Origin of the sequence: Psychrobacter okhotskensis (assembly GCF_013248965.1) — a bacterium.
Classification (GTDB): Bacteria; Pseudomonadota; Gammaproteobacteria; order Pseudomonadales; family Moraxellaceae; genus Psychrobacter; species Psychrobacter okhotskensis.
Map to the genome: position 1 here is coordinate 61,040 of NZ_JABRVQ010000009.1, position 26,672 is coordinate 87,711.

Sequence of the window (26,672 nt, forward strand, 5' to 3'; positions counted from 1 at the left end):
TTATAGGGCGCTATTTGACGATGTTTGGCAAGATTTAGACATTTTTAGCCCATTTAGATGACTATCGAATAAATTGAAGACACGCTCTAGCTAAGATGAAATCGTGTCGCAACCGTTTGCCATACTCGCACACTTACTTCGTCAGCACTGCCTGAGGCGTCGATACGCTGGATACGCTCAGGCTGCTCGCCAGCAAGGACACTGAAACCTTTATGCACCCGAGTAAAAAACGCCGCCGCCTGCTGCTCAAAACGATCGGCAGCGCTACGTTTACCCGCCCGCGCCATGCCTTCTAATACTGGCAAATCCAACCATAGAGTCAGCTCGGGCAACTGGGTAACAAACTGACCGATAAGGCTGTCAATTTTGGCTCGTACCTCCTCATCACCATGCGCACGTCCAAAGCCCTGATAGGCAATGGTAGAGTCGGTAAATCGATCGCATATCACCCATTTACCACGCTGTAATGCGGGCAAAATTACTTGTTGCAGATGGTCACAGCGCGCCGCAAACATCAGTAGCAGCTCAGTATTATCATTAATTTTGGTATCAGGGTCTAGCAAAATAGCGCGCAACTGCTCTGCAAACGGGCTACCACCCGGCTCACGGGTACGCAGATAGTCGATACCATGCGCCTCTAGTCGCGCACATAACTGCTCGATAGCGGTGGTCTTGCCAACGCCTTCGGTACCTTCAAAGCTAATAAAGCGCCCTTGCATGGGCGCGGTATCTGTAATCTCAGGCGTGGCTTGAGCTGGGCTGCTGTATGCTAAGTTGGCTGCTATAGATGCTGACATACTATGACCTTATGTCATTGATGAGAATGGGCGTGGCTCTTCGGTACATACTGGCTTATGACGGCGGCGTTTGCGAGCGCTTTTCACGCATCACGCTCAGGTATTCTTTTACCGCCTGATTGTGCTCAGCCAAGCTATTGGTGAATTTGTGCCCACCGTTGCCTGTCGCCACAAAATACAACGCATCACTATCCGCCGGATGTAAGGTTGCTTCGATAGAAGCCGCAGAAGGCAAGGCTATCGGTGTGGGCGGCAAACCATCAATTTGATAGGTGTTATACGAGGTCTTTTCGTCGATGTCTTTACGGCGAATATTGCCATCATAGCGGCTGCCCATACCATAGATAATGGTCGGATCGGTCTGCATGCGCATGCCTTTATCCAAGCGGTTTTTAAAAACCGCAGAGACTAAAGGACGCTCTTCTGCCACACTGGTTTCTTTTTCGATAATAGAGGCCATAACCAGCGCTTCATAAGGACTCTTATAAGGCAGGTCAGGCGCACGATTTTCCCATGCTTTGGTCAATGCCTGCTGCTGACGCTTGTACAAATCTGTCAATACCTGCTTGTCGCTGGTGCCCTCGCCGTAATAATAAGTATCAGGCGCAAACCAACCCTCAAGATTATGATTGACGATAGGGTCGTTACTATTGGTCACGCTGTCTGGCAATATACCTGCCAAATCTAAAGCCTGCGCGATACTAGCATTGCTAGCATTAGCGCCATTCACTGTCAGCACTTCTTTTTTGATAGTGTTATTATCACGTAGCGTTTGATATAGATCTTTAGACGTTTTGCCTTCGATAATTTGCACTTTTACCATCGCTGCTTTAGCCCCTTGCGCGAGCACTTGCAGCGCCTCAGCGATGGTTGGGTTCTCTGGTAATTGATAAATACCGGCATGTAATGGCGCGTCCACTTGCGACTTGATATAGAGCTTGGCAATGCTGGCAGAAAAAAGTGGAATCTGCTGTTGCCACTGCGGCAATAAGCCGTAATAGGTCTGACCTGACTCAATCGTCACCATTTGCTGCGGCTGCTCAATCCGTCCAAACAACGTCTGATAGACCATCACTAAGAAAAACGCGGCAATCAGCCCAAGCACGAGCAAGACTTGATAACCGCGCTGCATAAAGAACGACTGATTGTCTGCTTTATATTTACGCGGTTTACTGTTGCCGCTGATGAGCGAGACATCTGTTGCCGGTACGTCCTCTACTGCCGCCTCGTCGACGACTGGTCTAGCATCTGATGGCGTGCTAGCAACACGCTCGTCAACAGTTCCCGCTTGCTTATTGGATGGGGTATCATTAGGACGTTCAGGAGGCGTTTCAGGTGTGGGCGTGCTCATGGCAACTCGCGAGGCAGAAGTTTGCTAGAATTTAGCACTGAACCGTGCGCTTTTCAATGGTATTTGCTTAGCTTATGAATTATCTTGCTATTGATAGCAGTTTATATGGCTTAATACTTAGGCGTTTTTTTCAGTATTCTCAGCTTATCTATTAATAATGAAAATATCTTATGAACCTACATTTTAACCAAAGTCTTGCTAAAAACTATCACTCTGAACCTCAAAAAGTTCGTGTACTCAGTGAAGCATGGGTAAAAGAAAATAGTTACTGCACCAATTGTAGCGCCCAGTCGCTAGCTGAGTTTGCTAATAACAAACCTGTTGCTGATTTTTATTGCGAAAATTGTAATGAGCAATATGAGTTAAAAAGTAAAAAAGCCAAGTTAAGCAATGTTGTCAATGATGGTGCTTATAAGACGATGATTGAGCGTATCAATAGTAAGAACAATCCCAGCTTCTTCTTTTTAACCTACTCAAAAGAATACACCGTCAATAACTTTCTGATTATTCCCAAGCATTTCTTTACACCCGATATTATTGTTAAGCGTAAACCCTTATCAGTGACGGCAAAACGAGCAGGTTGGGTTGGTTGCAATATTGACTTACGCCAAGTACCCGAATCGGGCAAAGTATTTTTGGTCAAAGACCAACAAGCTATACCGCGTGAAAATGTCACTCAACAGTTCCAAAAGACTTTATTTCTACGCAAGCAATCTATGGCTTCACGTGGTTGGACACTCGATGTCTGGCAATGTATCGACCGACTCGATGACAGTTTTTCTCTCAATCAAGTTTATGCTTTTGCTGATGAGCTGCGGCTCAAACATCCTGAAAACAACCATATCAAAGATAAAATTCGTCAGCAATTACAAGTGTTGCGCGATAAAGGCATTGTTGAATTTATCGGTCATGGGCATTATCGAAAATTATATTAAACGCTTTTATTATCCCAAAGGGGTAAATCTGCGCTTGCCGCTAATTTTCCATAGAATTTGTGCGGAGGATAATCCATTTCCAACTCATCATTTACTTTAAAAAAACTTCTTACATTGCCTTCAAGACACATATAAGTTCTGTTTTTTACATGTTTATTCTATCCTATTAATAGTCCTAGTGGTGTACGAGCAGCTTTGGTAAAAGCCTGTCTTTTGACCATAAGCGCACACATCACAGTGTCATCATGAGGTAGCTTATCCAAGCCTTGCTCTATGACTTCTTGACGTGTATGCGCGTACTTAAACTCACCACCAAATGCTGTATATTTTTTATCTTTCTTAGAATAGATAATACTGAATGCTATCTTCGAATAACCAGCTAAGTGGACGATTTCATCAGGATGTTTTTTTGCTTTATGACATACCTCATTAAATAGCATTAAGCGGCGGATTTGTAGCGGAATTCTTTTTTCTTCATAGGTAGTACGCATTTATTATCTCCTGTTAAATAACCTTTAATCAGATACGATTTATTTCTAAGTCCCTTAAATTATATTAAACGTTTCTCATTAAAGCGCTCAGGCCTCGGTTGTCCTTTATTATCACGGTAGACGTCTGCGATTAACTCGTCTCTATCGTCCCATAAAGGTAAACGTGCCGTTGCAACTAAACGGTCATGAAACTTATGCGGTGGGTAGTCTGAATCAATTTCATCATTAATCCGAAAAAACACTTCTTCACGATAATCGACGTAAGCGTGCATTCTATTTTTAACGTAGTTATTCCAATACCAGACCAGCTGGATAGCTGTGCAAGCAGGTTTAGTAAACTGCTTTAAATTGACTGTCAGTGCACGCGTGACTGGTTCGTCGTTAGGAAAAACTCTAATACGTTGCTCGATAACTTCTTCTTTTGTTTCTGCGTACTCAAACACGCCGCCAAACGCGATAAACTTTTTAAAGTCTTTCAAATACATAACACCGAGCGATAACTCAGTGAATCTCGATAAGTGAATAATTTCATCAGGTTGTTTTTTTGCTAATTTGCAAATCTCATCAAAAATTAATAATCGACGGATTTGTAAGGGGATTCGTTTATCTTCGTAGACGTATTCCATTGATTTCTCTCCTTATCAAATCACTATCATTGATCGATTTTCCTTATCGCACAAGGCTACGTAACAAAAGACGATCACTTCTTTTTAAGCGCTTTTGCTAACCTAGGCTATATGAATAATAAAGAAATTTTGATAAAGATATATTGGGAATAGCGATGATGAAAACAGATAAGAAATTGAATAGAGTTTTTCAGATAGAAATTGTGGAAACACTCAGCAATATCGTAGAAGTTGATGCAGAGAACGAGCAAGAAGCACTATTAAGAGCGCAAGATATGTATCGTAATGAAGAGGTTGTTTTATATCCCGATGATTTTATTGACACCAAATTTAATATTTTTGCGCGAGAATAAATAGCTTTATTTAGCCGATATTTTTTGACTTTTAAAACCCACCACTTCACCCGACAATAACGTCAGACTGCTCATCGGCATAATACCGCGTAACGCATTGCAAAAGAACAGTTGGCTTAACTGCGGCAAATCTTCATCTGATAACGATCTGATAATGACTGGCTGTTCTGTGCTGGATAGCCCATCGATGAGCGCTTGCCGCATCACGCCAGCGACGCCCGATTGTGCCATCGACGGCGTGTACCATTGACCAGTGCTCAGATAGTTGCCGTTGTTTTGAGGATGTGAAGGATTGGACGATTTTGCGAATGGCGATTCTGATAATTGATAGAACACATTACTCATCGTTCCTTCAACCCACTGCCCGCTCATATCACGCAGCAGACCTTCGCCAATATTTGGCTCTGTATTGGCTGGTAAATGCTTGGTTTGTAATGAATGGGACGTCAATTCTTGGGCTTTGATGCGTTGCAGCTCGGCGCTTGCCAGCACAGTATCGAGGCGATTTAAGCTTTTGAGTCCGGCCAGCGGTGGCGGTAAGCAAGCAATTTGAGAAGACAAACAAATGGCAGAAGCCACTGGTTGCACAGGCACTAAGCACCCATCAGGTAAAGACATCTGCTCAGCAGTGGCGAGAGGCATGGCGGAAGACTTGAGCCAGATCTCACACGCACTGCCGGACGTGCTTGGCGTATAACCATAACCAAGGACATCTTGCACCGCGCGGGTGACGATAAGCTTAAGCATGCCTTGCTGCAAGTGCTTGGCCTGTCTATGCAAGGTAGCTAACAGTGCTCGGCTATCGATATCGAGATGCAAGGCACTGGCATGAGAGTCCAGACGCTGCTGATGATAGCTCGACCACAGTATCCGTCCATCGATGACGCCCATAGTGGTAAAAAAGCCATCACCGTATGCCAGTCCGCGATTGTCTAAAGGCAGTGTGGTTACGACTGTTAATGCTGTCTCTGCTTCGTCATCGCTAGCCGCGCTTAAAGGTTGCAGACGTAGCCAGCTGTTGGACGGCGGCATAATGGCGGCCACCGTTTAGCTATTGTCTGTTTGCGCATCGGCTTTATTCAGCACCAGCATACAGCTGTAAAACTCACATTTCGCCAGCTCTATTTTTTGTCCACCGACGGTTTTATTCTTAATAATTTGACCGCCCAGCATATCAGCGATTAATTTTCCGCCCTCATCACCCATCAGCTGACGCGCTAGCATATAGGATTTTTTGGCATGGTTTTGACTCAGCTCTTTTTCTTTTTTTGAGTCGGTTGGATTGGCATAATACCAGCCAAGCTCCAGATATTTTTCGGAGTCGATAAGGTCTAAATAAGGCGCATCGGTATCCATAAAGCGATACTTAGAGGCCGAATTACTGGCGTAGTCTAGGCTGTTTTCGTCCGTGCTGACCACTTTACCAAAGGTCGACTTGATATCATCCAACGCATCAACCGTAAGCGGGTCTACTGGGGCAGCGCTCCACGACGCAACCTCATATTTTACTGGTATGCCTTGCTGAGCAGTGGCACCATCTAAGTCGGCGGTTTTGGTCGGAGTGGTTTGCGTAGAGGTATTCGCAGCGCTCTGCTCGCTAGTGCTTGCCGCACTGGCCTCTGGATTTTGGGCGTCTTCTTTGGTGCTATCACAGCCACTCAACGTCACGCCAACTGCCATTATCATACTGACCATCAAGGTCTGTAGGTTATTATTCAACATGGACAATTTACTCACACTTTTAGATTGGTCTCAAAATAGTATTAACGAGCTGGCAGATGTGCCACTGATAATGAAGAATGTTGTTATTAAAAAGCTTGGTTGTAACCTAGCAGTTCCTGGCGTCTATTGATATCGATTTTTATGCTCACTAGTTTACCCAACTGCTGAACGCTTGACTACCCTTTAGGTTACGGATACCGCTCCCAGACAGTACAGATTTGTTAAAGACCTCACGTCTTAAAACGCTGTGTTTAATCGTGTATTTATTCCTTAACCGCTCCATTTGTCAAACATAACGTTATCCCTTATGATGAGTGGGTTTGAATGCTTACCAATCTGACCACTCCATGCCCTTACTGCCAGCGGACTATTTATGACCCAGCACTTTATCGTTATTGGCAATCCGATTGCCCACAGCAAATCCCCTGCAATCCATACCCAGTTCGCCGCGCAGGCAGGGATTGAAATTAGCTATCAGCGCCAGTATTGTCCCGATGAGGCAGCCAGTTTTATGGCGGTTATTGAGGCGTTTTTTCATGGTGGCGGTGTGGGTGCTAACGTGACGGTTCCTTTTAAACAAGTCGCTTATGCGTGCTGTCAGGCACGTGGTGGCTTATCAGAGCACGCCAAAGTCGCTGGTGCGGTCAATACGATTCTGCTCAATAAAGCGCTATTAAAAAGCGGCGCGCCAATAGCAGAGGCACTATACGGCGACAATACTGATGGGCAAGGATTGGTCAATCATATCAGTAGCTTGGGTTGGCCGCTAGAGGGTGCACGCGTTGCCCTCATTGGCGCGGGCGGTGCGGCACGCGGGGTGATACTACCCCTGATTCAAGCAGGTATCGGAACCCTGACAATTGCCAATCGCACAGTGAGCAAAGCCTGTGACTTAGTCAGCGAGCTTAGCGCCGCCAGTACCTCTATTAGTCAGCAGCAGATTACCGCTTGTACCACTAGCGAGCTGCGCGGACAGTTCGATATTATTATTAATGCCACATCGATTGGTCTATCAGGTGAGACTTTGCCACTGAGCGACACCCTACACGGTCACTATGCTTACGACATGATGTACGGTCGCACGCTACCGTTCTTGGAGCATTTCGCGGCACGTGGTGCGCAAATATCAGACGGCTACGGCATGCTTATCGGTCAAGCCGCCTTAAGTTTTGAGCGTTGGACGGGTCACAGTATCGATGTAGTGCAAGCCACTAAAGCCCTCAACGTCAAATGACTTACACGACCATTTAGTGGCTTGTGTGTGAACAGCAGAATTATAAGGCTCTCTCATATGCTTTGAATTTATGGTGTTGATTTAGTGTTTCGTTGTTTGACTAAAACGCGCCAGCATCCAGTTTTCTATCTGGCGTAACGGTACGCGCAAACGGTTTGAATGAATCGCCAGACCACCGCTAAGACCGACGACGCAGCCAATCGTGGTATCAAGCATGCGCACACGAATGACTTCCTCAGCCACGGGCTGCAACAGCGACATGCTGCCATATTCAGCGATAAATATGGTTAATGGGGTGATAAATACCACCGCCAAGCCATAATGACGATCAACCAACGCCTCGATACAGAGCATCATGAGCAGCACTGCTATCGCAACGCCCCATATCGACAGCCCCCACGATAGCATCCAACCTGCCACTGCCATTCCGACCAACGTACCGAGCAAGCGATGCACTTGTTTGATCCACATCGTGCGTAGCTGCATACCTTGAATGATGATAAAGCAGCTCATGGCCGCCCAATAGGGATATGGCATCTTTAGCAATACTGCGATTGCCAACGCCAAGCTCACAAAGCTGGTCACAATAAGGCTGTCGCTAATCATGTCCGGCTCATAGGTATAAAGCGGCGCAGGCACTATAGGACGCGTGGCTAACAAAAACAGACTATAAAGCAGCGCGAGCAACATCGAGATGCCACTACCCAACATCACCAGCCCTGTCGCTGACAATACTTGCGCTAATGGCACAGGTATGAATAAGGCGATTGCTCCCGCCATCATGACAAACAACCCTGCTGGTGGTGGCTGCTGATAATAGCGACCCAACATGACAATAGTAAAGGCAAGTAGCGCAAATACAGGCAGGCGCAGCACAGGTATCTGCTGAGCGATCAGTCCAAGCGCAAAGCTCATCACTATGGCAAAGCCCCACGCCATAATCGTCACCAGACGATACGGTAGCGTGCCTGACAATGGCAAATTAAGGATAATCATCGCCCCCAACGAGGCCTTGATACCTGAGGATAAGGCGTCAAAATAAGCACCAACGAATACGGGAAAGCTAATCGCAATAGCGGCGATAATCGGCATATGCCACGGTCTTTTACTGCGGTTAACCGTTAACAGATGCGTCAGCTCACCTGAAATTAAAGACTTAATATAGGCAAATAGGGTTGTCAACCAAGATACCAGACCTGCCTTGCGCTTTGGTGCGCTCATAACTCGCTTTCCTTATTCTGTCGATAGTCGATCGATATTTCTTAAATGGTTTTTGAGATTTCTTGGATTAATGGCGCGGTACTTATTTGCTATTAATTTACATGCGGTTTATATAAAAATTATTCATGACGCACAAGTACTGCCAATTTAAATACCGCCTTATTAACTTATAACTTAATTTGATGTATAATTTTACGAATTATGAATATTAGTTATACGTTATATATTTGTGGCTGTAGAAGTCTTATACTCGTATCACCGTCATAGTAGTTGACTTTTATTAAGTAACGCTTGACCATACCTATAGCGGACAAGAATTTATTCATAAGTCCCATCGATCCTCCATAAGATCATTCATTTGCCACAAAAAATAAGCAAACATTCACTTGAATACACTTAGGTTTGAATCCTAGTGCTATGACAGTGAACCAACCAAAGAGACCAACTATGTTAACTTACAAAGCACCTTTACGTGATATCAAGTTTTTAATAAATGATGTTTTCGACTTTCAGACGCATTACAAAGATTTAGACAACGGCGCAAATGCTGATCCTGAAACGGTCGATATGATTTTGCAAAGCTTTGCTGACTTCTCTGAAAATGTCTTAGCCCCTTTGTACCAGCCAGCAGATGCAGAAGGCTGTCATTTTGAAGAGGGTGTTGTCACTACCCCTAAAGGCTTTAAAGAAGCTTACGATCAGTTTGTAGACGGCGGCTGGCAAGGTATTTCGTACCCTGAAGAGTACGGCGGTATGAACTTGCCTATGTCAATCAACCTCATTAAGTCTGAAATGATGGGTACGGCGAACTGGCCGTGGGCAATGTATCCTGGCCTATCGACAGGTTGTATCAATACCATCATGCAATACGGTACTGATGAGCAAAAAGAAACGTACCTGCATAAATTGGTTGAAGGCACGTGGGCAGGTACGATGTGCTTGACTGAGCCGCAGTGTGGTACCGATTTAGGACAAGTAAAGTCAAAAGCGATTCCACAAGAAGACGGCAGCTACAAGCTTAGCGGTACTAAGATTTTCATCTCAAGTGGTGAGCACGACTTGACTGACAATATCGTCCATATCGTCTTAGCACGCCTACCAGATGCGCCAGAAGGCACTCGTGGTATCTCATTATTTATCGTACCAAAATTCTTGCCAAATGCCGATGGCGAAGCAGGCGAGCGCAATGGCGTTACTTGTGGCTCTATCGAGCACAAAATGGGTATCAGCTCATCAGCGACTTGTGTACTGAACTTCGACGGCGCGTTAGGTTATCTCATCGGTGAGCCGAACAAAGGCCTAAAAGCCATGTTCACCTTTATGAACACCGCCCGTATCGGTACTGGTATCCAAGGTTTGGCACACACTGAGCTGTCTTTCCAAAACGCCCTACCGTATGCGAAAGATCGTCGTTCAATGCGTACGTTGTCAGGGACCAAAGATCCTGAAAAAGTAGCCGATGCTATCATTCATCACGCTGACGTTCGTCGTATGCTATTGACGCAAAAAGCCTTTGCTGAAGGCGGTCGCTCAATGATTTATCACTCAGCGCGTTATGCCGACAAAATGTCGCAAGGCGTTGCCAACGGTGATGATGCTGAGTTTGAAAAGTGGGATGACAAATTAGGCTTCTATACGCCTATCCTAAAAGGCTTTTTAACCGAGCTAGGTATCGAAGCGGCCAAGCATGGTCAGCAGATATATGGCGGTCACGGCTATATCAAAGAATGGGGCATGGAGCTGATCGCTCGTGATGCACGTATTGCCACTATGTACGAAGGTACCACTGGCGTACAGGCACTTGATTTGTTAGGTCGTAAGGTTATCTTGCAGTCTAAAGGTAAAATCATCCGTGATTACACCTCAAGCATCATGAAATGGTGTGGCGAGTACGCACTTGATAAAGACATGCGTAAATTCGTTTGGGCATTGACCAAGCTTTGTGCTGAGTGGAACACCCTAACCGTACGCTTGATGCTAATGGCACGTAAAGACCGTGAAATCATCTCAGCCGCATCAGAAGATTTCTTGATGTACTCAGGCTATGTCATGATGGGTTACCACTGGGCGCGTATGGCGGCTGTCGCTTATGACAAGCTAAAAAATGGCGGCACTGAGTCACCAGAATTCTACAAAGCTAAAATCCAAACGGCTGAGTTCTATTTTGATAAGATTCTACCACGTACCTCAGGCCACGCCGAAGGTATGGTGGCACCAAGCGAAAGCATGACTGCCATGAAAATCGAAAACTTTGCTTTCTTAGACTAAAATCATGACTAAGACTGTACGAGTTACTTGATTATTAATAAAAAAAGCGCCTATTTATTAGGCGCTTTTTTATGCTTAACTAGGGGGTGTCCTCACTTCAAACGCTTGTATCTAAATGGGCTAAAAATGGCTATGGTATTGCTGATATCAATTTTTTGTCGCCTCTGTCTGCGCAGGCACAGCAAGCAAGAAAAATGGATATCAGCAGTGCGTGAGGTGCCGATATTACTTTTCACTGACTATAGTAGATAAATAACAAAGTCAGTTAGGAGGTACGATGTTTTTGGTTAAAAATAAAACTACTTTAACAACCGCGCAAGTGCTAAAAACGCTGTTGCTTAGTGCCACATTAATAGGCGTTAGCGCACACAGTGCGTTGGCTAAAAATAGTGACACCCCGATTCGTTTTGCCAAAGGCGCGCTTAGTAGTACAGTGACGGGACAGCTTAAGCCTAATGAAAACGAGCGCTGGTATCGCTTTGATGCCAGCAGCAGGCAATATGCCATTATTAATATTGCGCCCCTTACCGGCACCCCAGAGACTGCCAATGTCGGCGTACTGCATATGCCGAATGGCACACAAGATGGCACCAAAGGCGGTATCATTTATCAAGGCTGCTTGCCTGCCACTGGCAAGTATCGATTGCGCATTGCTCGTAATCTGATGGCCACTCAAGGTCGCACCGCAGGTTATAGCGTTGAAGTGATTGTCTTACCTAAGTATGCTAGCGAGTCACTGTGCGAGTATTTGTAAGTATTCAATACGCCCTAGTCACCTAGCATTTTCTTATGATAAATCGCGCTGATTTCTTCCACCTCAACACAGATTTGTATGCCTACGCGCTCTGATTGCTCGGTATCTAACACCTCTTCTATGGTAGCCGTTAATAGCTCAGCAAGCTGATGGCGTATGACCTCATCACGACCGGTCATGATTTTTAGATGCGCATAAACAAAGCCATATGCCTGTTCGTCGTCTTCAACACCCACCAAAAATGTCTCAATAGGTATGATGCGTGCTTTGATATCCGTCGGCTTGCCAAAATGTCCACTATCCCAAAGCGCTTTGTTCAAAGACTTAAGCAAGGATTCTGCATGAGGGATACTGACATTGGGCGTGACTTGAATGGTTAAATGTGGCATGAGACTATCCTTAGAATATAATTACCTTAAAAATATAAGCACCTTAAAAATATAAATATCTTAAAAAAATAAGTACATTAAAAAGCATGGAAAACGGATAAAAAATGAGTGTGCTTGGTCAGCACGAACCTAACCATTATTCATCAGTGATGGCGGCAAAACGTGCGTCAAGGGTGGCGGCCAATTGTATCGGTGGCAGTTCAATCTCTAAGCCGCGACGCCCCGCACTCACATAAATGGTTGGCTGCTGCTCAGCTGAACTGTCTATAATAGTCGCTAAGCGCTTCTTTTGTCCCAACGGACTGACCCCGCCCAGTACGTAACCTGTGCTACGTTCGACTTGCTTAGGGTCTGCCATCTGTACTTTTTTGCATATCAGCATTTTATTAGCAGACAGCGCTTTGGCCATTTTTTTGAAATTTAAAGTTCTATCAACGGGCAAGATAGCCACAGCTAGCGAGCCATGGTCAGTCGACACCACCAAGGTTTTGAATACTTGTTTTACCTCCACGCCCAGCTTTTCGGCAGCTTCTAAGCCATAAGATGCGGCACTACTGTCGTGAGTATATTCGTGCAGCTGATAATCAAGGCCGCGCTGTTTGGCAAGTTGGATAGCAGGAGTCATAGGCGTTGAACTTTTGGTTGTTTGAAGGAGATTTGTTTAACAGCAGTGAGTGCGTGTACAGACTGGTCTGAATATTCATTCATGCTCGCTGACGCTATTATATTATTACGCTAAAGCCTTTAGACTTCAAATAATTGAGCCTTTTAAGCGGCATTTCACTCACAAAATAATTACCGATTCGTATTAATATTAGCAGTATATACAGACATAATATATCGCTTTGATGGCTTTTATGGCATCATAAGAGTAATACATTTCACTAATTTTGATACCCATTATGATACCCAGTTTCTTAAAGAATAAGTTCCTAAAAAAACGGATTTTTAAAGCGCCAGTCACGGCCGATAGCCAGTCAGCGACAGACAACGATGCAATAACTGACGGCGAGCCAGTCGTTACCAAGCCTTACTCGAATGCGCCCATCAATCAGCTCTATCGTAAGGTATCGGGTCAGCTACTCGATGTCGCCGTTAAGCCGAAGCTGTTGGGCGAATTGCCGGAGTTTGATACGGATGATCAGACGCTCAGATTTTATGTGCTGCAAGATTATTCGCGCTCCAACAGTATTTTGATCGACTTGCAGACGCAAGAGCACAACCTACCACCAGCATTGGTCGGGGTGAATGATGTCGCCCATAACATTAAAGAAAACGCGGCCATTATATTTTTGCACCATCCACATTCTAAAGACAGCCAGCTGTCGCCACGACTATCACGCTTGGTGTCTGCCGTTTTACAGCATCCAGAGTTAAAGGTTCGTTTAGTGCCCGTCTCTATCCTGTGGGGACGCGCACCCGAAAAAGAAGACTCCCTCTTTAAGCTATTGACCGCTGATAACTGGGAAGACCCTAGCATCACCAAGCAGTTATTTAATATCGGAGTGATGGGACGCGATACCTTTGTCCAGTTCCACCCACCGCAAGACTTGCGCACCCTTATCAATGACAATCTCCAAGGTCATGGAGAAGGCCCCGCTGTCTTTGATTCTACTGCCACTGATTCAACTGATTCGAGCCATTCAACTGCTGATAGCACAAATGAGACCACTACCGTAGCGAATTATGCGTTAGTCGCGGCTGCCGATGGCAATCGTGAGTTGGTGCGCATGCTACAACAACAGCTTAATATTTACCTAGATAAACAGCGGGCCAGTATGCTTGGTCCTGATTTATCAGACAGGCGCAACTTGGTGGATAAGCTGATATATTCACCAGCGATTAAGCATGCGATAGAAGCTGAGGCCACAGCGTCAGGCACCAATGTTCGTGATGCCCGTATCCTTGCCAAGGGCTATGCAAACGAGATGGTCAATGACTACTCGCACTCTATCATACGCGGTTTTTATAAATTTTTGACATGGCTATGGACGCAGCTCTATGACGGTGTAGAAGTCCATCACTTCGAGCGTGTACGCGAGCTTGCCACCGACTACGAGCTGGTATATGTCCCTTGTCATCGTAGTCATGTCGATTACCTTCTACTGTCTTATGTCATTTATAAACGTGGCCTGAGCATTCCTTATGTTGCAGCAGGTGATAACTTAGATGTGCCCATCTTAGGCCCACTATTGCGCGGCGCGGTGGCGTTTTATATTCGTCGAAGCTTCCGTGGTAATGCGCTTTATACCGCCGTACTCCGTGAGTATATGCATACGCTTATTACCCGTAATACCCCAATTGAATACTTCATCGAAGGCGGGCGCTCACGCTCAGGGCGTCTATTACCACCGAAGATGGGTATGCTGGCCATGACGGTACACAGTCAGTTACGCCAAACCAATAAGCCAGTAGTCTTCATCCCGACTTATATCGGTTATGAGCGCATCATGGAAGGCGGCACCTATGTTGGTGAGCTAAAAGGCAAGCCAAAAGAATCTGAGTCGTTAATAGGCTTACTCAAAGTTGGGCGTAAGATTGAGCGTATCTTTGGTAACGTGCATTTGAGCTTTGGCACACCGCTACACCTTAGCGACTTTATGCAAAAATTTGATGTACCCGCCAACAGCTTACCTAGTGATCGCACGGATACCCCACTCGATGAAAAAACCGGCGCGATGGTCGATAACATCGGCGTCAAAGTGATGCAGCATATCAATAAAGCCGCCGTCGTCACTCCGGTGTCACTATTGTCATTAGTCCTGCTATCAGCACCAAAAGCGGCGCTCGATGAAGAGATCTGCCGTGAGCAAATCGCCCTATATCAAGGTCTGGCTCAGCAGTTGCCCTACTCTGATGATACGGTGGTCACTGATATGTCACCACAGCAAATCATCGATTATGGGGTTAAGCTCAAGCTTATCGAGCGTATCCCGCATATTTTAGGGGATATCATTCAAGTCGCTGGCAAACAAGCCGCCCTGCTCAGCTACTTCCGTAATAACATTTTGCATGTCTTTATTCTGCTGTCATTCCTAGCCGCTTTGGTTGCCCGTAACGGTCGTATCGAACGCAGTCGTCTCAATAGCATTGCCGAGCAGTTATATCCGTTTTTACAAAGTGAGCTGTTTTTATACTACCCAGCGCATGGCCTAGCCGAAACGCTCAATAAAAAAGTGGATAACCTGCTCAGTCATGGACTGATCGTCGAGTTGGGCGATGGTGTGCTTAGCGTTCCTGAGTCTAATAGTAAATGCTATCAGCAGCTACAGGTACTCGCGACGCCTGTCGAACAAAGCCTTGAGCGTTACTTTATGACGCTTGCGCTTTTGGCTCAGCAAGGCTCGGGCAATTTGACCGAAAACGAAGTGGTTGATTTGTGTCATCTACTTGGGCAGCGCTTGTCCGTCTTATATGCTGATGATATTCCTGATTTCTTTGACCGCGCCTTATTCACCAGCTTTATTAGTGCCTTGACCCGTCTAGATTATTTGCAAAAAGATGATGAGACGGGTGTGTTGACTTTTGATCAGCGTATCAACGACATTGCCCATCATGCCAAATACGTGCTCAGCCCTGATATGATGCAAATATTACAGCAAGTGGCCAGCTTAGATGAAGAGGAAATCACTCATGCGATTACTGAGATTAGCAATAAAAAGCAGCGTAAATTTGGGCGCAAGCGTTAATTTATAGCCAGCTATCATCTATAGTCAGTGAAAAGTAGTATCGAACCATCACGCACTCTGCTGATATCCATTTTTCTTACTTGCTGTGCCTGCGCAGACAGAGGCGACAAAAAACTGATATCAGCAATAACGTTAATTATATTGAACAAAAAAAGACCTCTAATTCATTAGAGGTCTTTTTTATTGCTTATATGAACAAGTGAAGTGCAATTTCAATTTTCTAAATAGCTAGCTTTTCAGTAGCCTTGAAGCAACTATGCTAGGTAGAAATCTTTTTATACTTCATACGCTTAGGAGTGGCAGCATCACCCATGGTCTTTTTACGATAAGTCTCAAACTCAGAGTAGTTACCATCGAACCAAATTGGACCTTCTTCTTCGAACGCCAAAATATGGGTGGCGATACGGTCAAGGAACCAGCGATCATGCGAGACGACCATGACCGTGCCTGGGAATACTTGAATTGCATCCTCTAGCGCACGTAAGGTTTCGATATCCAAATCGTTTGATGGTTCATCAAGGAGCAAGACGTTTGCACCCTGTTTTAGTGTCTTAGCAAGCTGCAAGCGGTTACGCTCACCACCTGATAATTGACCAACGTGTTTTTGCTGGTCTGAGCCTTTAAAGTTAAAGCGACCGATATAAGCACGACTTGGTGTGGTGTAATCGCCAACCGTAATAATATCAAGACCGTCAGACACTTCTTCCCAAACGGTTTTACTGTCGTCTAAGTTGTCACGTACCTGACCAACATAAGCGACTTTGACACTTTCACCCAAATCAACGGTTCCAGTATCTGGCGTATCACGTTCAGTAATCATGTTAAATAGTGTGGTTTTACCCGCCCCATTTGGACCAATGATACCAACGATAGCACCTGCTGGGACGTTAAAACTTAGGTTTTCATAGAGCAAGCGATCGCCAAATGATTTAGAGATGTCATTAATCTCAATAACCTTGTTACCCAAACGTGGACCAGGTGGAATGTAAATCTCAGCCGTCTCGTTGCGCTGTTGGAACTCTGTTGAGTTCAACTCTTCAAAGCGTTGTACACGAGATTTAGACTTGGCTTGTTGGCCTTTTTGGTTTTTACGAATCCACTCAAGCTCTTTTTTCAGCGCTTTAGCAAAGGACTCTTCTTGCTTATTCTGCTGCTCTAGACGGGTATTCTTTTGCTCTAGCCACTCAGTATAGTTGCCTTCATACGGATAGCCATGGCCACGGTCAAGCTCCAAAATCCACTGCGCGACATTATCCAAGAAATAGCGATCATGGGTAATGGCAACGATAGTACCGCTGTAGTTCTGCAAGAACTGCTCAAGCCATGCGACAGATTCGGCGTCCAAATGGTTGGTCGGTTCGTCAAGTAACAGCATATCTGGGCGTGACAATAGTAAACGGCATAGTGCCACACGGCGTTTTTCACCACCAGACAGTTTGCTAACGTCAGCATCCCAAGGCGGTAGACGCAATGCATCAGCCGCTTTTTCAAGCTGGGTATTTAAGTTATGCGCATCCCATGCTTGGATGATGTCTTCCATCTTGCCTTGCTCTTCAGCAAGCTTATCAAAGTCTGCATCTGGTTCAGCGTATTCTGCATAAATCGCATCAAGGCGTGCCAGCGCATCTAAGGCTTCACGCATACCATCTTCGACATTACCACGGACATCTTTACTGTCATCAAGCTGTGGTTCCTGCGGCAGATAGCCAATCTTGGTGCCCGTTTGCGCGCGTGCTTCGCCGCTAAACTCTGTATCTACGCCCGCCATGATGCGTAGCAAGGTTGATTTACCAGACCCATTGATACCGAGTACACCGATTTTGGCACCAGGGAAAAAAGATAGGTTGATGTTCTTTAGGATTTCACGCTTAGGTGGAACAAGTTTTGACACGTTGTTCATCGTGTAAATATATTGAGCCATTAACACTCCGATAGACTGCATAGAAGAGGCCAACAAATCAGACTTAGCAATGATGCCAAGCATGCTGCGCCTCAAAATCAGGGTTACAAATTATAGGCCATTATCGCATTGTGGCGCATACCCTGCAAGCTGGTAGATGGCTTTAGCAGCTTTTAGCACGCTTTGGCATCGATTTCATATTTTTACGCCTATAAGCACAAGATTATTTGCTTAAATGCAGCCTATAATAGTCAGTATAAGCTCTAATTTGAACAATAATCATATTACCCTGATACGCTTCTGTTTTATAAACCTCACAAAAAGTTGCAGCAAATTTTTCGCAAAATTAATGAATAGCCGTTAAGATATTAGATATTCTTAATAAAATATTTTAATAATTGTAGAGTTTTTTTATCTGTTCTAATATGTATAAGCGCTGATAAAAGCGACGGCAAAAGCAGTTAAGTGAGCAGTCAAACGCACGACTTTACAATGATTGAAAAGCATATGATAAAAGGTATTCTATGACGACCGGCTACCGCCCTGAGATTATCCAACGTGCGTTCGTTGATTTTATTGGGTCGCGCCTGCATCCGTTTTGGTCGTTGACCACGCCCAAACTACGCCTTATCGCGCGACAGGTGATTAGCGAAGAATTGGTCGCCCTAAAATTTGAAGCCAATTGGGCCTTTAAACGTCTAGCATTTACTATCGATGATGGCTGGCACGGCGGGCAACATATTCATCTGACCGTGCCTATCGAAGGTATCAACCATCTGCGCAGCTACTCACTAGTGGGGATGTTTCCGCAGTCAGCAGATTTGCACGACGCTATCTTTGATAGTAACGCTGAAAATGCCGCCAATGACAATGACAATGACAATGACAATGACAGTGCCAGTAAGTATCTACGCGATACCGTTACCATTGCCATCAAACCGCAAGGATTGGTTTCAGACTATCTGACCAAACAAGCGCTACTTGGTACGGTATTTAATAGTAGCTTGCCAAGCGGTGATTTTACCTTGGCAGACACATCAGCAGAATTAGCCGAACAGAAAATCGAGCCATCATGCTCTAAGCAATCGCCATTATTATTTATCGCTGGTGGTAGCGGTATTACCCCGATGTTAGGATTGATTACCCAAGCATTAGCACAAAGCCGCACTGTCACTTTGTTATATTATCACCGTACGTCATTGGCAAAATCACCTTTCCAAGCTTACTGGCAACACTTAGCAACTGCCTATCCCTATTTTGCTTACTATATGGTGAATACCGCTGACCCAAATAACTACAGTAGCCAGCTAGCAGGCTCGCGACACTTAGACGTAGACACCTTATCACTGCTGCCGTTGTCACTAGCAGAGTCAACGATATTCGCCTGCGGCTCATCCTCGTTATTGGCAGGGCTCTACCGTGCTCTAGAGACGTTAAGCCTGCCTTCAGATAACCACACTCTAGCACCTAAGCGCTCGCTGCGAGATAACGTGATTGTCGAACGGTTTGGCACTGCATTGCCTGATTCTGATATGAGCCTTGGTACAAATGAGGAAACGGCTGATATAGCAGTGCAAACGGTCTATTTACGTGGACGACAGCAGCAGTTTAGTAGTGGCACCACTTTACTCTTGGGCGCGGAGCAAGCAGGTATCAGACTGAGCTATGGTTGTAGACAAGGAATCTGTCAACTGTGTCGCTGCCAAAAAATCAGCGGTGTCGTCAAAAATATCCAAACGGGCAAGCTAAGCAGTCATGGTGTTGAATCTATTCAGACCTGTATCAATATCCCGATGACAGACGTCATTTTGGATGTATAAAGCAGGCTTCTTTTATTAGATAGCTATTAGGTGTTGGTACGCCTCCACTCACGGTTTATAGTGTAGAAAAAACCTTGCAAACTCAAAATTAAATACGATTTTCTTGTTATTATTACTGATTAATTAGGGCGTGTTCTCATTTTGAAAATGGCGATAAAAATGAGATAAAGTGCAGGTAAATAAGGAAAGTAGCGCAGATAATATCGAGATATTGACTAGCTATTTGACGCAGTTTGGCAAGATTTAGCCATTTTTAGACCATTTAGGCAGGTTCGTTCAGATTGAGGACATGCCCTAAGTAAACTAAATAAAATACAGCAACTTGTACCAGATTTAGATAGCTTAACGCTTTAGCATATTATATGCTAAAGCCCACTTGAATCATAAAACCGGCGCTGTCGTCTGACACCCTAAGCAGTCTCGGTTAAGGACTATTTATGCGCTTATTACCGCCTATGTTCACCGCCCAGTCTGCCGTGCCTACATTTGCTGGTTTAACGAATCTATCGCCAAAACAAGGTTTATATCCAACCCTGAGCGGCGCACAATTACCAACAGCGCGTACAGAAGCCTTGGCTGCTGAGCTAAACACGCTGTATCAGAGCGTGATGGACTCACTGGGCGCTGATGACGCTCGCTATATTCAGCGCGTTTATAGCACCGTCGTCTATAGTGAAATACTGGCCCGTGGTCTACTCGCTGTGTCAGGTCGACTGTCATCACGACAAAGTAGAGTAGTCACTTGGTTACTGGGCACTTCCCTATTAAGTTTTAGCAAAATTTTAAATAATATGGAGCTTGGTCATAATGTCATGCATGGTCAATATGACTGGATGCAGCATCCGCATCTGAATAGTAAGCAGTTTGATTGGGACATCGTTTGTCCAGCGCCGCTCTGGCAGCATTCGCATAACTACCTGCATCATACTTATACGAATATTGTTGGGCGCGATCACGACGTTGGTTATCATTTGATTCGGGTAACTGATGAACAGCCTTGGACGCCAAGCGACCGTTATAATTTACTGAAGACCATGATATTGGCATTGGGATTTGAGTGGGCGGTGGCTTTTCATGACATCCAAATCAGCGTTGACGAATATGCAGAGTCGCCACAGCTAACAGAGATCATGCAGCCAAAGTCTCATGCGTTACTGAGTAAAATCGCCCGGCAAGTGGGCAAAGATCATCTTGTTTTTCCGACGCTGGCTGGCTTAGCTTTCGGTCGCCGTAGTGCGATGACGACGCTGAGTGGTAACCTTACAGCCAATGTCGCTCGCAATATTTGGACGTGGGCAGTAATATTTTGTGGTCACTTTACCGAACAGGCGCATATCTATACCCATCTGGCTGATAATGAAAGCAAAGGCGACTGGTATGTGCGCCAAATCCTTGGCTCTAGTAACATTCAAGGCAGCAAATGGTTTCACCTTTTAACGGGTAACTTGTCACATCAGATCGAGCATCATATCTTCCCTGATATGCCTGCTCGCCATTACGCGCGTATCGCGCCCCAAGTACAGGCAATATGCCAAAAGTATGGCTTGTCTTATAACACGGGTCGGTTTGGTCGCCAATTCAAACAAGTACTGGGTCGTATCAAGCATTTTAGCAAACCAAGTGCAGAAGAGTGGCAGGCACATTTGCAAGCGCAATCTAACGTGCCAGCGCATACAAGTAATGTTACAACGCCAAAAGATGAACCACTTATGCGCGGCTTAAGCAAATATCTGCCACCTGTCGTGCAACAAGCCTTATTTTATTCCAAGTAAATGTTATAAAAATTATGGTAAAAACTTTGTCTGTAGCGCTCATATAATATTAACGGTAACATTTTACCTATCTGTGTTTACCATAAGCAGTCGTACATGACTGGTGTAACAACGGATAATGTCCCATAATATAAAAACGACAAATTAGCCTTTTAGAAAAATCATAATAATGGAGTGATATATGAACGATAATACTGAAAAAAAACCATTAGATATTGTCCATGATGACCAAGCTAAACGTTTTGAGACCTCAATTGATGGTCATACTGGCTATCTCAGCTATCAGGAACACGATGATAAACTAATCTACGACCATACTATCGTACCGCAAGAATTGGGCGGGCGCGGTGTTGGTTCTGGTCTGGTCAAACATGCCTTGAACTATGCACGCGAACAGGGTAAAAAAGTCGTACCACAATGCTCATTTGTTGCCTCTTATATAAGCAAGCATCCCGAGTATCAAGATTTGGTATAACTGGCTCCTCTTATAGTCCGTTCAATTCAAAAATAAGACAGCGGAACTGAGACACATTTTTTGCAGCCTCTGTCAGCGTAGACACAGCAAGCAAGGAAAATTTGTCTCAGTTCCGCGTTATGACACTTTGTACCTATTTTATTTAGAGCCTACTATATAGGGTTAACTATATTAAGATCTAACAATTGCTACCACACTACCCTCCTATTTATTTGCTGTCTGCAATCATGTATTTATTTTTAAATATATGACAAGATATCGAATATAGGTGGGTTTTTTGTCCTATTTAGAGTATAAAGTTGCTAGCGCACTTATTAGAATTTTTATCAATCCATTAAATAATGAAAGTTAATAAAAACTCGACCAAATCATCCAACATAATAATAAGGGAGACCACCATGAGTAGTTTATCTGACAAACAAATTGACTTACAGCTAGAAGACTTAGCTGGCTGGCAGCGTGACGGCAACAGCATTATTAAAAGCTATGAATTTAATGACTTTATTGAGGCCATCAGTTTTATGAACCAAGCCGCATTTCATGCCGAAGCGCTCGAACATCACCCTGAATGGCACAATGTTTATAATGTTGTAGACGTACGCCTAACCACGCATGATACGGGCGGTATCACCAGTCTTGATATTCGTTTGGCCAAACGAATGGAACATATTATTCAACCCAAACGCTTGTAATACATTTGGACGTATTCTTTATTAAGTCATGTTCAGTGGCTTAATATCTAGAGCAAAACAATTAGTAAAGTAGGTAGTAAATTGATTAGCGAAGAGTTTCCATAAAAAAAGTCCTCAATTGAGGACTTTTTTGCTTGATAACGTTTATTTATTCAAATTCACTGCTACATTTTACGGCTAACAAATGCGACGATAAACAAAATCACCGCCAATGCTAATAGAATGTAGGCAAAGTTTGCAGACAGTCCAGCGACACCACCAAACCCTAAGAAACTTGCAATCAGTGCGATTACTGCAAATATAATAGCCCAGCGAAACATAACCTTCTCCTCAATAATTATCAAAAATCAGATAGAAAGACAAATAGCAGATCTAAAACGCGATCGTTGCTAATATTCGTCTTACTTCATCTAATGTCCATTTAAGTTGTTGTTTTTTTAATACTATTTACAACTGTGTACGGGGATAGATTAGCAATATTTTTCGCCAAAAAACGTTCATTTTAGTAATAATGTCGGTAGGTTATGTAATCTTTGTAGCAAATCTTAATATTTAGACATTTTTGCTTGGCTTTGCAGCACTTATGTGTAGAGATGGTGAGATATCACTCAACTCCGAGCATTTTCACCCTATAATTTACTATAAACCATAACAGTTCACAGTAACTGGTTCCTACTTACCATTATTATGCCTTAGAATAGATTGACGACTTAGAATCCATTTAACGATATGTAAATATGGATCTTTTTTTATTCCCATCACTCATTTATAGTCGCTTCAATCTAAAAATGGTACGAAGCAATCGAATGCAGATGTATAGACCCTACTTCAAGCAAGGTTAATGCTGCAACACTTTTATAATGGATCGGCTCTAGCATTAAATTATGCAGAAAAACACTTATTAAGGACAATAAATATGGCTAATAATATGGATACGTCAAAGAATACGAATGCAGCAGATGATAATAAACAAACCAACAGTAACCAGCGCCCTTACGCCATTATTTTATACGGAGCGACCAGTTTTGTTGGACAGATTACTGCTCATTATTTAACAAGCTTTTTGTCTAATGCCAAAAATAAGGATAGCTCCAACGTCACGTGGGCGATAGCAGGTCGTGACGAAGACAAGCTTAACGAATTACAGTCCAAGCTTGAGAGCAAAGTAGATATTATTATCGCTAATAGTAAAGACGCTGCTAGCCTAGATGAGATGACCAAGCAGGCGCAAGTCATCATCTCAACCGTTGGCCCTTACTTAAGATATGGCGAGGCGTTGGTCAAATCTTGCGCCGAAAATGGCACTGATTATGTCGACCTTACCGGTGAAGCCATCTTTATTAAAGATATGATGGACAAATACCAAGAGACTGCCAAACAAAGCGGTGCTCGTATCGTCAATTCCTGTGGCTTCGACTCTATTCCGTCAGATTTAGGCGTTTATTTTACCCAGCAGCAGGCAGAAGCTCAGTTCGATAGCACTTGTGATGTCATTCATATGCGCGTAAAAGCGGCGAAAGGTGGCTTATCTGGTGGTACGGTTGCCTCAATGGCGACTATTTTTGAAGAAGTAGGAAAAGATAAATCACGTCGTAAGCAAGTGGCAAACCCTTATCTGCTCAATGATGATAAAGATGCGCCTAGCGTGCGCCAAGCCAATGTCAGTAAGCCAGAATACGATAATGAGCACAAACGCTGGTTGGCCCCGTTTGTAATGGCAAGCATCAACACTCGTATTGTACATCGCAGCAACCAACTGCTTGGCTACAAATATGGTCGCGACTTTAAGTATGACGAAGCGATGTGGATGAAAGATGGGGTAAAAGGCAAACTGTCAAGTTATGCACTGAGCGCTGGACTGTTAGGATTTGCCACCGCGATGATGATTAAGCCAAGCCGCGAATTGCTGTCCAAGCATGTCTTACCAAAAGCTGGCTCTGGGCCGTCGAAGTCTGACCAAGATAACGGTTACTACGATATTCGTCTCTTTGGAAAAACTGCCAATAAAGACACCATCAACACCAAAGTAACGGGCGATAAAGATCCTGGTTATGGCAGTACGTCACGCATGCTGGCACAAGCAGCCTTATGCTTAGCGCAAGATATTAGCAAAGATGATGTCGGTGGCGGGTTTTGGACGCCAGCAGCCGCTATGGGTGATAAGCTGCTAACACGTTTAGAAGCGCATGCAGGTCTTAGCTTTGAGGTAGTCGATGGTTAGCCTTTACAGATGACACTTAACAAACTGTCAATAAACGAAGACTAAAATCTGAATAGCCGTATTTTTAATGATCGTATTTTTAATAACCGTATCTTGGTAACAAGGTACGGTTTTTTTATGGACAAACTCTTTAAAATTTTCAAGCAGATGTTAATGAATAATAATAACGTACGTTTTTGGTGAACAATGTTGCCAGTTTTCTCTTTTTTTATACATTACGCTACACATCCTTAGCCTGATGTCACAGCCATGTCTTAGCAACTGACGTAGTATTAAAAACGTTAAAATAAAAAATTAAAGCAGAAACGTCGAATCAAAAATTATGACGTTATTTATTAAAAACTAATTGGTTTTACTAGGGTGTGTCTTCATTTTAAAAATGGTCATAAAAGTGAGATAAACTGCCGTCAAACGAGGAAAATAGTGCAAATAATATCGGGATATTAATCAGCTATTTGACGATGTTTGGCAAAATTTAGCCATTTTTAGCCCATTCAGATACAAGCGCTTGAATTGAGGACACGCCCTAATAACTTGATATAAAAATAAGCCATATAAGAAATAATACTAATTCAAACACATTTATTAATCATTAAAAGGATGTAACCATGAAATTGAATATATTGACCGTTGCTGTTATTACATCAGGTCTAACCATGCTTGCGAGCCATGCAAATGCTGCAATGACAACCGATAATCACGGTAACGTAGGCTATGACAGTTACGACGAATGCGTCACTGCTGTCCAAGATGGCTCAGCCAAGTTTTATAGCCCTTATACCTATCAAAACCCCAAACGCCAAGCTGGTGAAGCCTCTGTCAAAAAGATGCGCTTATCTGAAGTCATGATTCCACAGAGTGTCGTCGACAGCAATAACTTAAATGCTAACAATTATTCAGCAGGTGCTTGTGATTTAGGCGTGGGACAATCGAATGGTCGCTATGGCGTATCCGGCGCTTTGGTCGGCAAATATGTTGCTATCGCCGCTGATATGCCAGTCAACGTCTACATGGATAAAAACGGCAATCCTGTGCGTTTAAGTATGCAACAGTGCGACAATCATTTTGGCGCCAAGTTCCCTACACCAATTATGTCTGAAGCTGTGGAAAGTGAAGCGTTAGAAGCGGAAGTTGCCATTACTGAAGAGCGTAGTATAGAACCCGTTATTATCGAAACGACTCGTGTTATTCGTCCTGCTAAATATAAAGTAAAAGAAGTCATCATCGCACCACAAGATCAAATTAAACGCGTTAATACAGCAAATGGTACGGCCATTGCGGTAGAAGATGCTGGGCGTACTGTAATCGTTGGCGAGGTAGCAGATGCTGAAGTGATTGATAATACTGAAATCAGTCAGACCTTCCCTGTCATCCGCGTTCCTGATAGCGATTTACAGCAGCGCGTTATCGATCCCAATACTGGTAGATATGTCATCGTTGAATAATTTTTTTACAAAAAAAATCTTGGATGCAAGTAAATTATATTCTTATAGTTGATTTAATTTAAAAGTAGTACAAGGCCACCGAGTGTAGATGTATATTTAGTACTTCAAACGAGGTTAACGCAGTAATACTTTTATAGTGGAATGACTATATTTAATAGTCACTGTGTTTAAAGCTAAGGTAAAGAAACTTTATATATTTGCCTGACAATAAGAATACAATAGTTGCACAAAGTCACCTGCGAGCGCATGTCTGTTAGATTTTTAATCTATGTACTACTGAAATAATAATCGCTTAGTTGCTATTCTCTTGCTTAGAGTTTTATTAGATTATTTTATAAAACTCTTTATCCACACCAATCATGATAATCAACAAATGGTTATCATGATTTTGTTTTATCTACACATTGAATGTTAAATATATTAAATATATAGATTCAAAATACACCATTAATTTGTGCTATACGAAATCATGCAAATAAGCGTCAAGTTTGAAATACTTTGAGCTGACGCTATGAGA

23 protein-coding genes are annotated in these 26,672 nt (G+C 43.8%); 12 read left to right on the top strand and 11 right to left on the bottom strand.

Annotation, left to right across the window (positions count from 1 at the left end; translation table 11 throughout):
• Positions 1-86 precede the first annotated feature (86 nt).
• Complete coding sequence (gene tmk, locus HQR03_RS06310; RefSeq protein WP_173239600.1) at positions 87-719, bottom strand: dTMP kinase; 633 nt, start codon at positions 717-719, stop codon at positions 87-89.
• Between the two features lie 133 nt (positions 720-852).
• Complete coding sequence (gene mltG, locus HQR03_RS06315) at positions 853-2,148, bottom strand: endolytic transglycosylase MltG (protein ID WP_173239569.1); 1,296 nt, start codon at positions 2,146-2,148, stop codon at positions 853-855.
• 170 nt (positions 2,149-2,318) lie between these two features.
• On the opposite strand from mltG, the gene HQR03_RS06320 reads away from it, so the two are divergent.
• Positions 2,319-3,083: a DpnI domain-containing protein gene (locus HQR03_RS06320; RefSeq protein ID WP_173239570.1), complete on the top strand. Its 765-nt coding sequence runs from the start codon at positions 2,319-2,321 to the stop codon at positions 3,081-3,083.
• 158 nt (positions 3,084-3,241) lie between these two features.
• On the opposite strand, the gene HQR03_RS06325 is transcribed toward HQR03_RS06320, so the two are convergent.
• Together HQR03_RS06325 and HQR03_RS06330 are read right to left on the bottom strand one after the other, a co-directional pair.
• A complete protein-coding gene (locus HQR03_RS06325; protein WP_173239571.1) occupies positions 3,242-3,574 on the bottom strand; it encodes a hypothetical protein in 333 nt (110 codons plus the stop codon).
• Positions 3,575-3,633: 59 nt separating this feature from the next.
• The gene (locus HQR03_RS06330; protein WP_173239572.1) at positions 3,634-4,200 is read right to left on the bottom strand and encodes a hypothetical protein; all 567 of its coding nucleotides are present in this window, start codon (positions 4,198-4,200) and stop codon (positions 3,634-3,636) included.
• A 155-nt stretch (positions 4,201-4,355) separates the two neighbouring features.
• Between HQR03_RS06330 and HQR03_RS06335 the strand changes: the two genes are divergently transcribed.
• Positions 4,356-4,553 (top strand): DpnD/PcfM family protein, encoded by a 198-nt coding sequence (locus HQR03_RS06335; RefSeq protein WP_227688983.1) that lies wholly within the window; start codon positions 4,356-4,358, stop codon positions 4,551-4,553.
• A gap of 6 nt (positions 4,554-4,559) precedes the next feature.
• Here the strand turns inward: HQR03_RS06335 and HQR03_RS06340 are convergent, their stop codons facing one another.
• Both HQR03_RS06340 and HQR03_RS06345 read right to left on the bottom strand, forming a co-directional pair.
• A complete protein-coding gene (locus HQR03_RS06340) occupies positions 4,560-5,585 on the bottom strand; it encodes an aminotransferase class IV (RefSeq protein WP_173239573.1) in 1,026 nt (341 codons plus the stop codon).
• A 15-nt stretch (positions 5,586-5,600) separates the two neighbouring features.
• Complete coding sequence (locus tag HQR03_RS06345) at positions 5,601-6,275, bottom strand: hypothetical protein (protein ID WP_173239574.1); 675 nt, start codon at positions 6,273-6,275, stop codon at positions 5,601-5,603.
• Between the two features lie 373 nt (positions 6,276-6,648).
• Here HQR03_RS06345 and aroE point away from each other — a divergent pair, with 373 nt between their 5' ends.
• A complete protein-coding gene (gene aroE / locus HQR03_RS06350) occupies positions 6,649-7,509 on the top strand; it encodes a shikimate dehydrogenase (RefSeq protein WP_101212186.1) in 861 nt (286 codons plus the stop codon).
• An 81-nt stretch (positions 7,510-7,590) separates the two neighbouring features.
• Here aroE and HQR03_RS06355 read toward each other — a convergent pair whose 3' ends face one another.
• Positions 7,591-8,730 (bottom strand): FUSC family protein, encoded by a 1,140-nt coding sequence (locus HQR03_RS06355; RefSeq protein ID WP_173239575.1) that lies wholly within the window; start codon positions 8,728-8,730, stop codon positions 7,591-7,593.
• Between the two features lie 447 nt (positions 8,731-9,177).
• Between HQR03_RS06355 and HQR03_RS06360 the strand changes: the two genes are divergently transcribed.
• Both HQR03_RS06360 and HQR03_RS06365 read left to right on the top strand, forming a co-directional pair.
• On the top strand, positions 9,178-10,998 hold the full coding sequence (locus HQR03_RS06360; protein ID WP_025651099.1) for an acyl-CoA dehydrogenase C-terminal domain-containing protein: 1,821 nt from the start codon (positions 9,178-9,180) through the stop codon (positions 10,996-10,998).
• 277 nt (positions 10,999-11,275) lie between these two features.
• Positions 11,276-11,752 carry a hypothetical protein gene (locus HQR03_RS06365; protein WP_173239576.1) on the top strand — a complete coding sequence of 159 codons (477 nt, stop codon included), beginning with the start codon at positions 11,276-11,278 and terminating at the stop codon, positions 11,750-11,752.
• A 14-nt stretch (positions 11,753-11,766) separates the two neighbouring features.
• Here HQR03_RS06365 and HQR03_RS06370 read toward each other — a convergent pair whose 3' ends face one another.
• Together HQR03_RS06370 and ybaK are read right to left on the bottom strand one after the other, a co-directional pair.
• Positions 11,767-12,141 carry a 5-carboxymethyl-2-hydroxymuconate Delta-isomerase gene (locus HQR03_RS06370; protein ID WP_025651101.1) on the bottom strand — a complete coding sequence of 125 codons (375 nt, stop codon included), beginning with the start codon at positions 12,139-12,141 and terminating at the stop codon, positions 11,767-11,769.
• 136 nt (positions 12,142-12,277) lie between these two features.
• Positions 12,278-12,766: a Cys-tRNA(Pro) deacylase gene (gene ybaK / locus HQR03_RS06375; protein WP_025651102.1), complete on the bottom strand. Its 489-nt coding sequence runs from the start codon at positions 12,764-12,766 to the stop codon at positions 12,278-12,280.
• A gap of 277 nt (positions 12,767-13,043) precedes the next feature.
• On the opposite strand from ybaK, the gene plsB reads away from it, so the two are divergent.
• Positions 13,044-15,830, top strand: a complete 2,787-nt coding sequence (gene plsB / locus HQR03_RS06380; protein WP_025651103.1) for a glycerol-3-phosphate 1-O-acyltransferase PlsB — start codon at positions 13,044-13,046, stop codon at positions 15,828-15,830.
• A gap of 259 nt (positions 15,831-16,089) precedes the next feature.
• Here plsB and ettA read toward each other — a convergent pair whose 3' ends face one another.
• Positions 16,090-17,751, bottom strand: coding sequence for an energy-dependent translational throttle protein EttA (gene ettA / locus HQR03_RS06385; RefSeq protein ID WP_101212169.1), 1,662 nt, complete (start codon positions 17,749-17,751; stop codon positions 16,090-16,092).
• Between the two features lie 503 nt (positions 17,752-18,254).
• On the opposite strand from ettA, the gene HQR03_RS06390 reads away from it, so the two are divergent.
• The 4 genes from HQR03_RS06390 (at position 18,255) to HQR03_RS06405 (ending at position 22,489) form a co-directional block, all read left to right on the top strand.
• Positions 18,255-19,550: a flavin reductase family protein gene (locus HQR03_RS06390; protein ID WP_173239577.1), complete on the top strand. Its 1,296-nt coding sequence runs from the start codon at positions 18,255-18,257 to the stop codon at positions 19,548-19,550.
• A gap of 437 nt (positions 19,551-19,987) precedes the next feature.
• Positions 19,988-21,322, top strand: a complete 1,335-nt coding sequence (locus tag HQR03_RS06395; RefSeq protein ID WP_025651107.1) for a fatty acid desaturase family protein — start codon at positions 19,988-19,990, stop codon at positions 21,320-21,322.
• Between the two features lie 181 nt (positions 21,323-21,503).
• Positions 21,504-21,797: a GNAT family N-acetyltransferase gene (locus HQR03_RS06400; protein WP_025651108.1), complete on the top strand. Its 294-nt coding sequence runs from the start codon at positions 21,504-21,506 to the stop codon at positions 21,795-21,797.
• Positions 21,798-22,195: 398 nt separating this feature from the next.
• Complete coding sequence (locus tag HQR03_RS06405; RefSeq protein ID WP_025651109.1) at positions 22,196-22,489, top strand: 4a-hydroxytetrahydrobiopterin dehydratase; 294 nt, start codon at positions 22,196-22,198, stop codon at positions 22,487-22,489.
• A 164-nt stretch (positions 22,490-22,653) separates the two neighbouring features.
• On the opposite strand, the gene HQR03_RS06410 is transcribed toward HQR03_RS06405, so the two are convergent.
• Positions 22,654-22,809 carry a DUF1328 domain-containing protein gene (locus tag HQR03_RS06410; protein ID WP_010200882.1) on the bottom strand — a complete coding sequence of 52 codons (156 nt, stop codon included), beginning with the start codon at positions 22,807-22,809 and terminating at the stop codon, positions 22,654-22,656.
• A 596-nt stretch (positions 22,810-23,405) separates the two neighbouring features.
• On the opposite strand from HQR03_RS06410, the gene HQR03_RS06415 reads away from it, so the two are divergent.
• Together HQR03_RS06415 and HQR03_RS06420 are read left to right on the top strand one after the other, a co-directional pair.
• A complete protein-coding gene (locus tag HQR03_RS06415) occupies positions 23,406-24,710 on the top strand; it encodes a saccharopine dehydrogenase family protein (RefSeq protein WP_173239578.1) in 1,305 nt (434 codons plus the stop codon).
• 608 nt (positions 24,711-25,318) lie between these two features.
• Positions 25,319-26,155 carry a hypothetical protein gene (locus HQR03_RS06420; protein WP_173239579.1) on the top strand — a complete coding sequence of 279 codons (837 nt, stop codon included), beginning with the start codon at positions 25,319-25,321 and terminating at the stop codon, positions 26,153-26,155.
• The last annotated feature ends 517 nt before the right edge of the window (positions 26,156-26,672 follow it).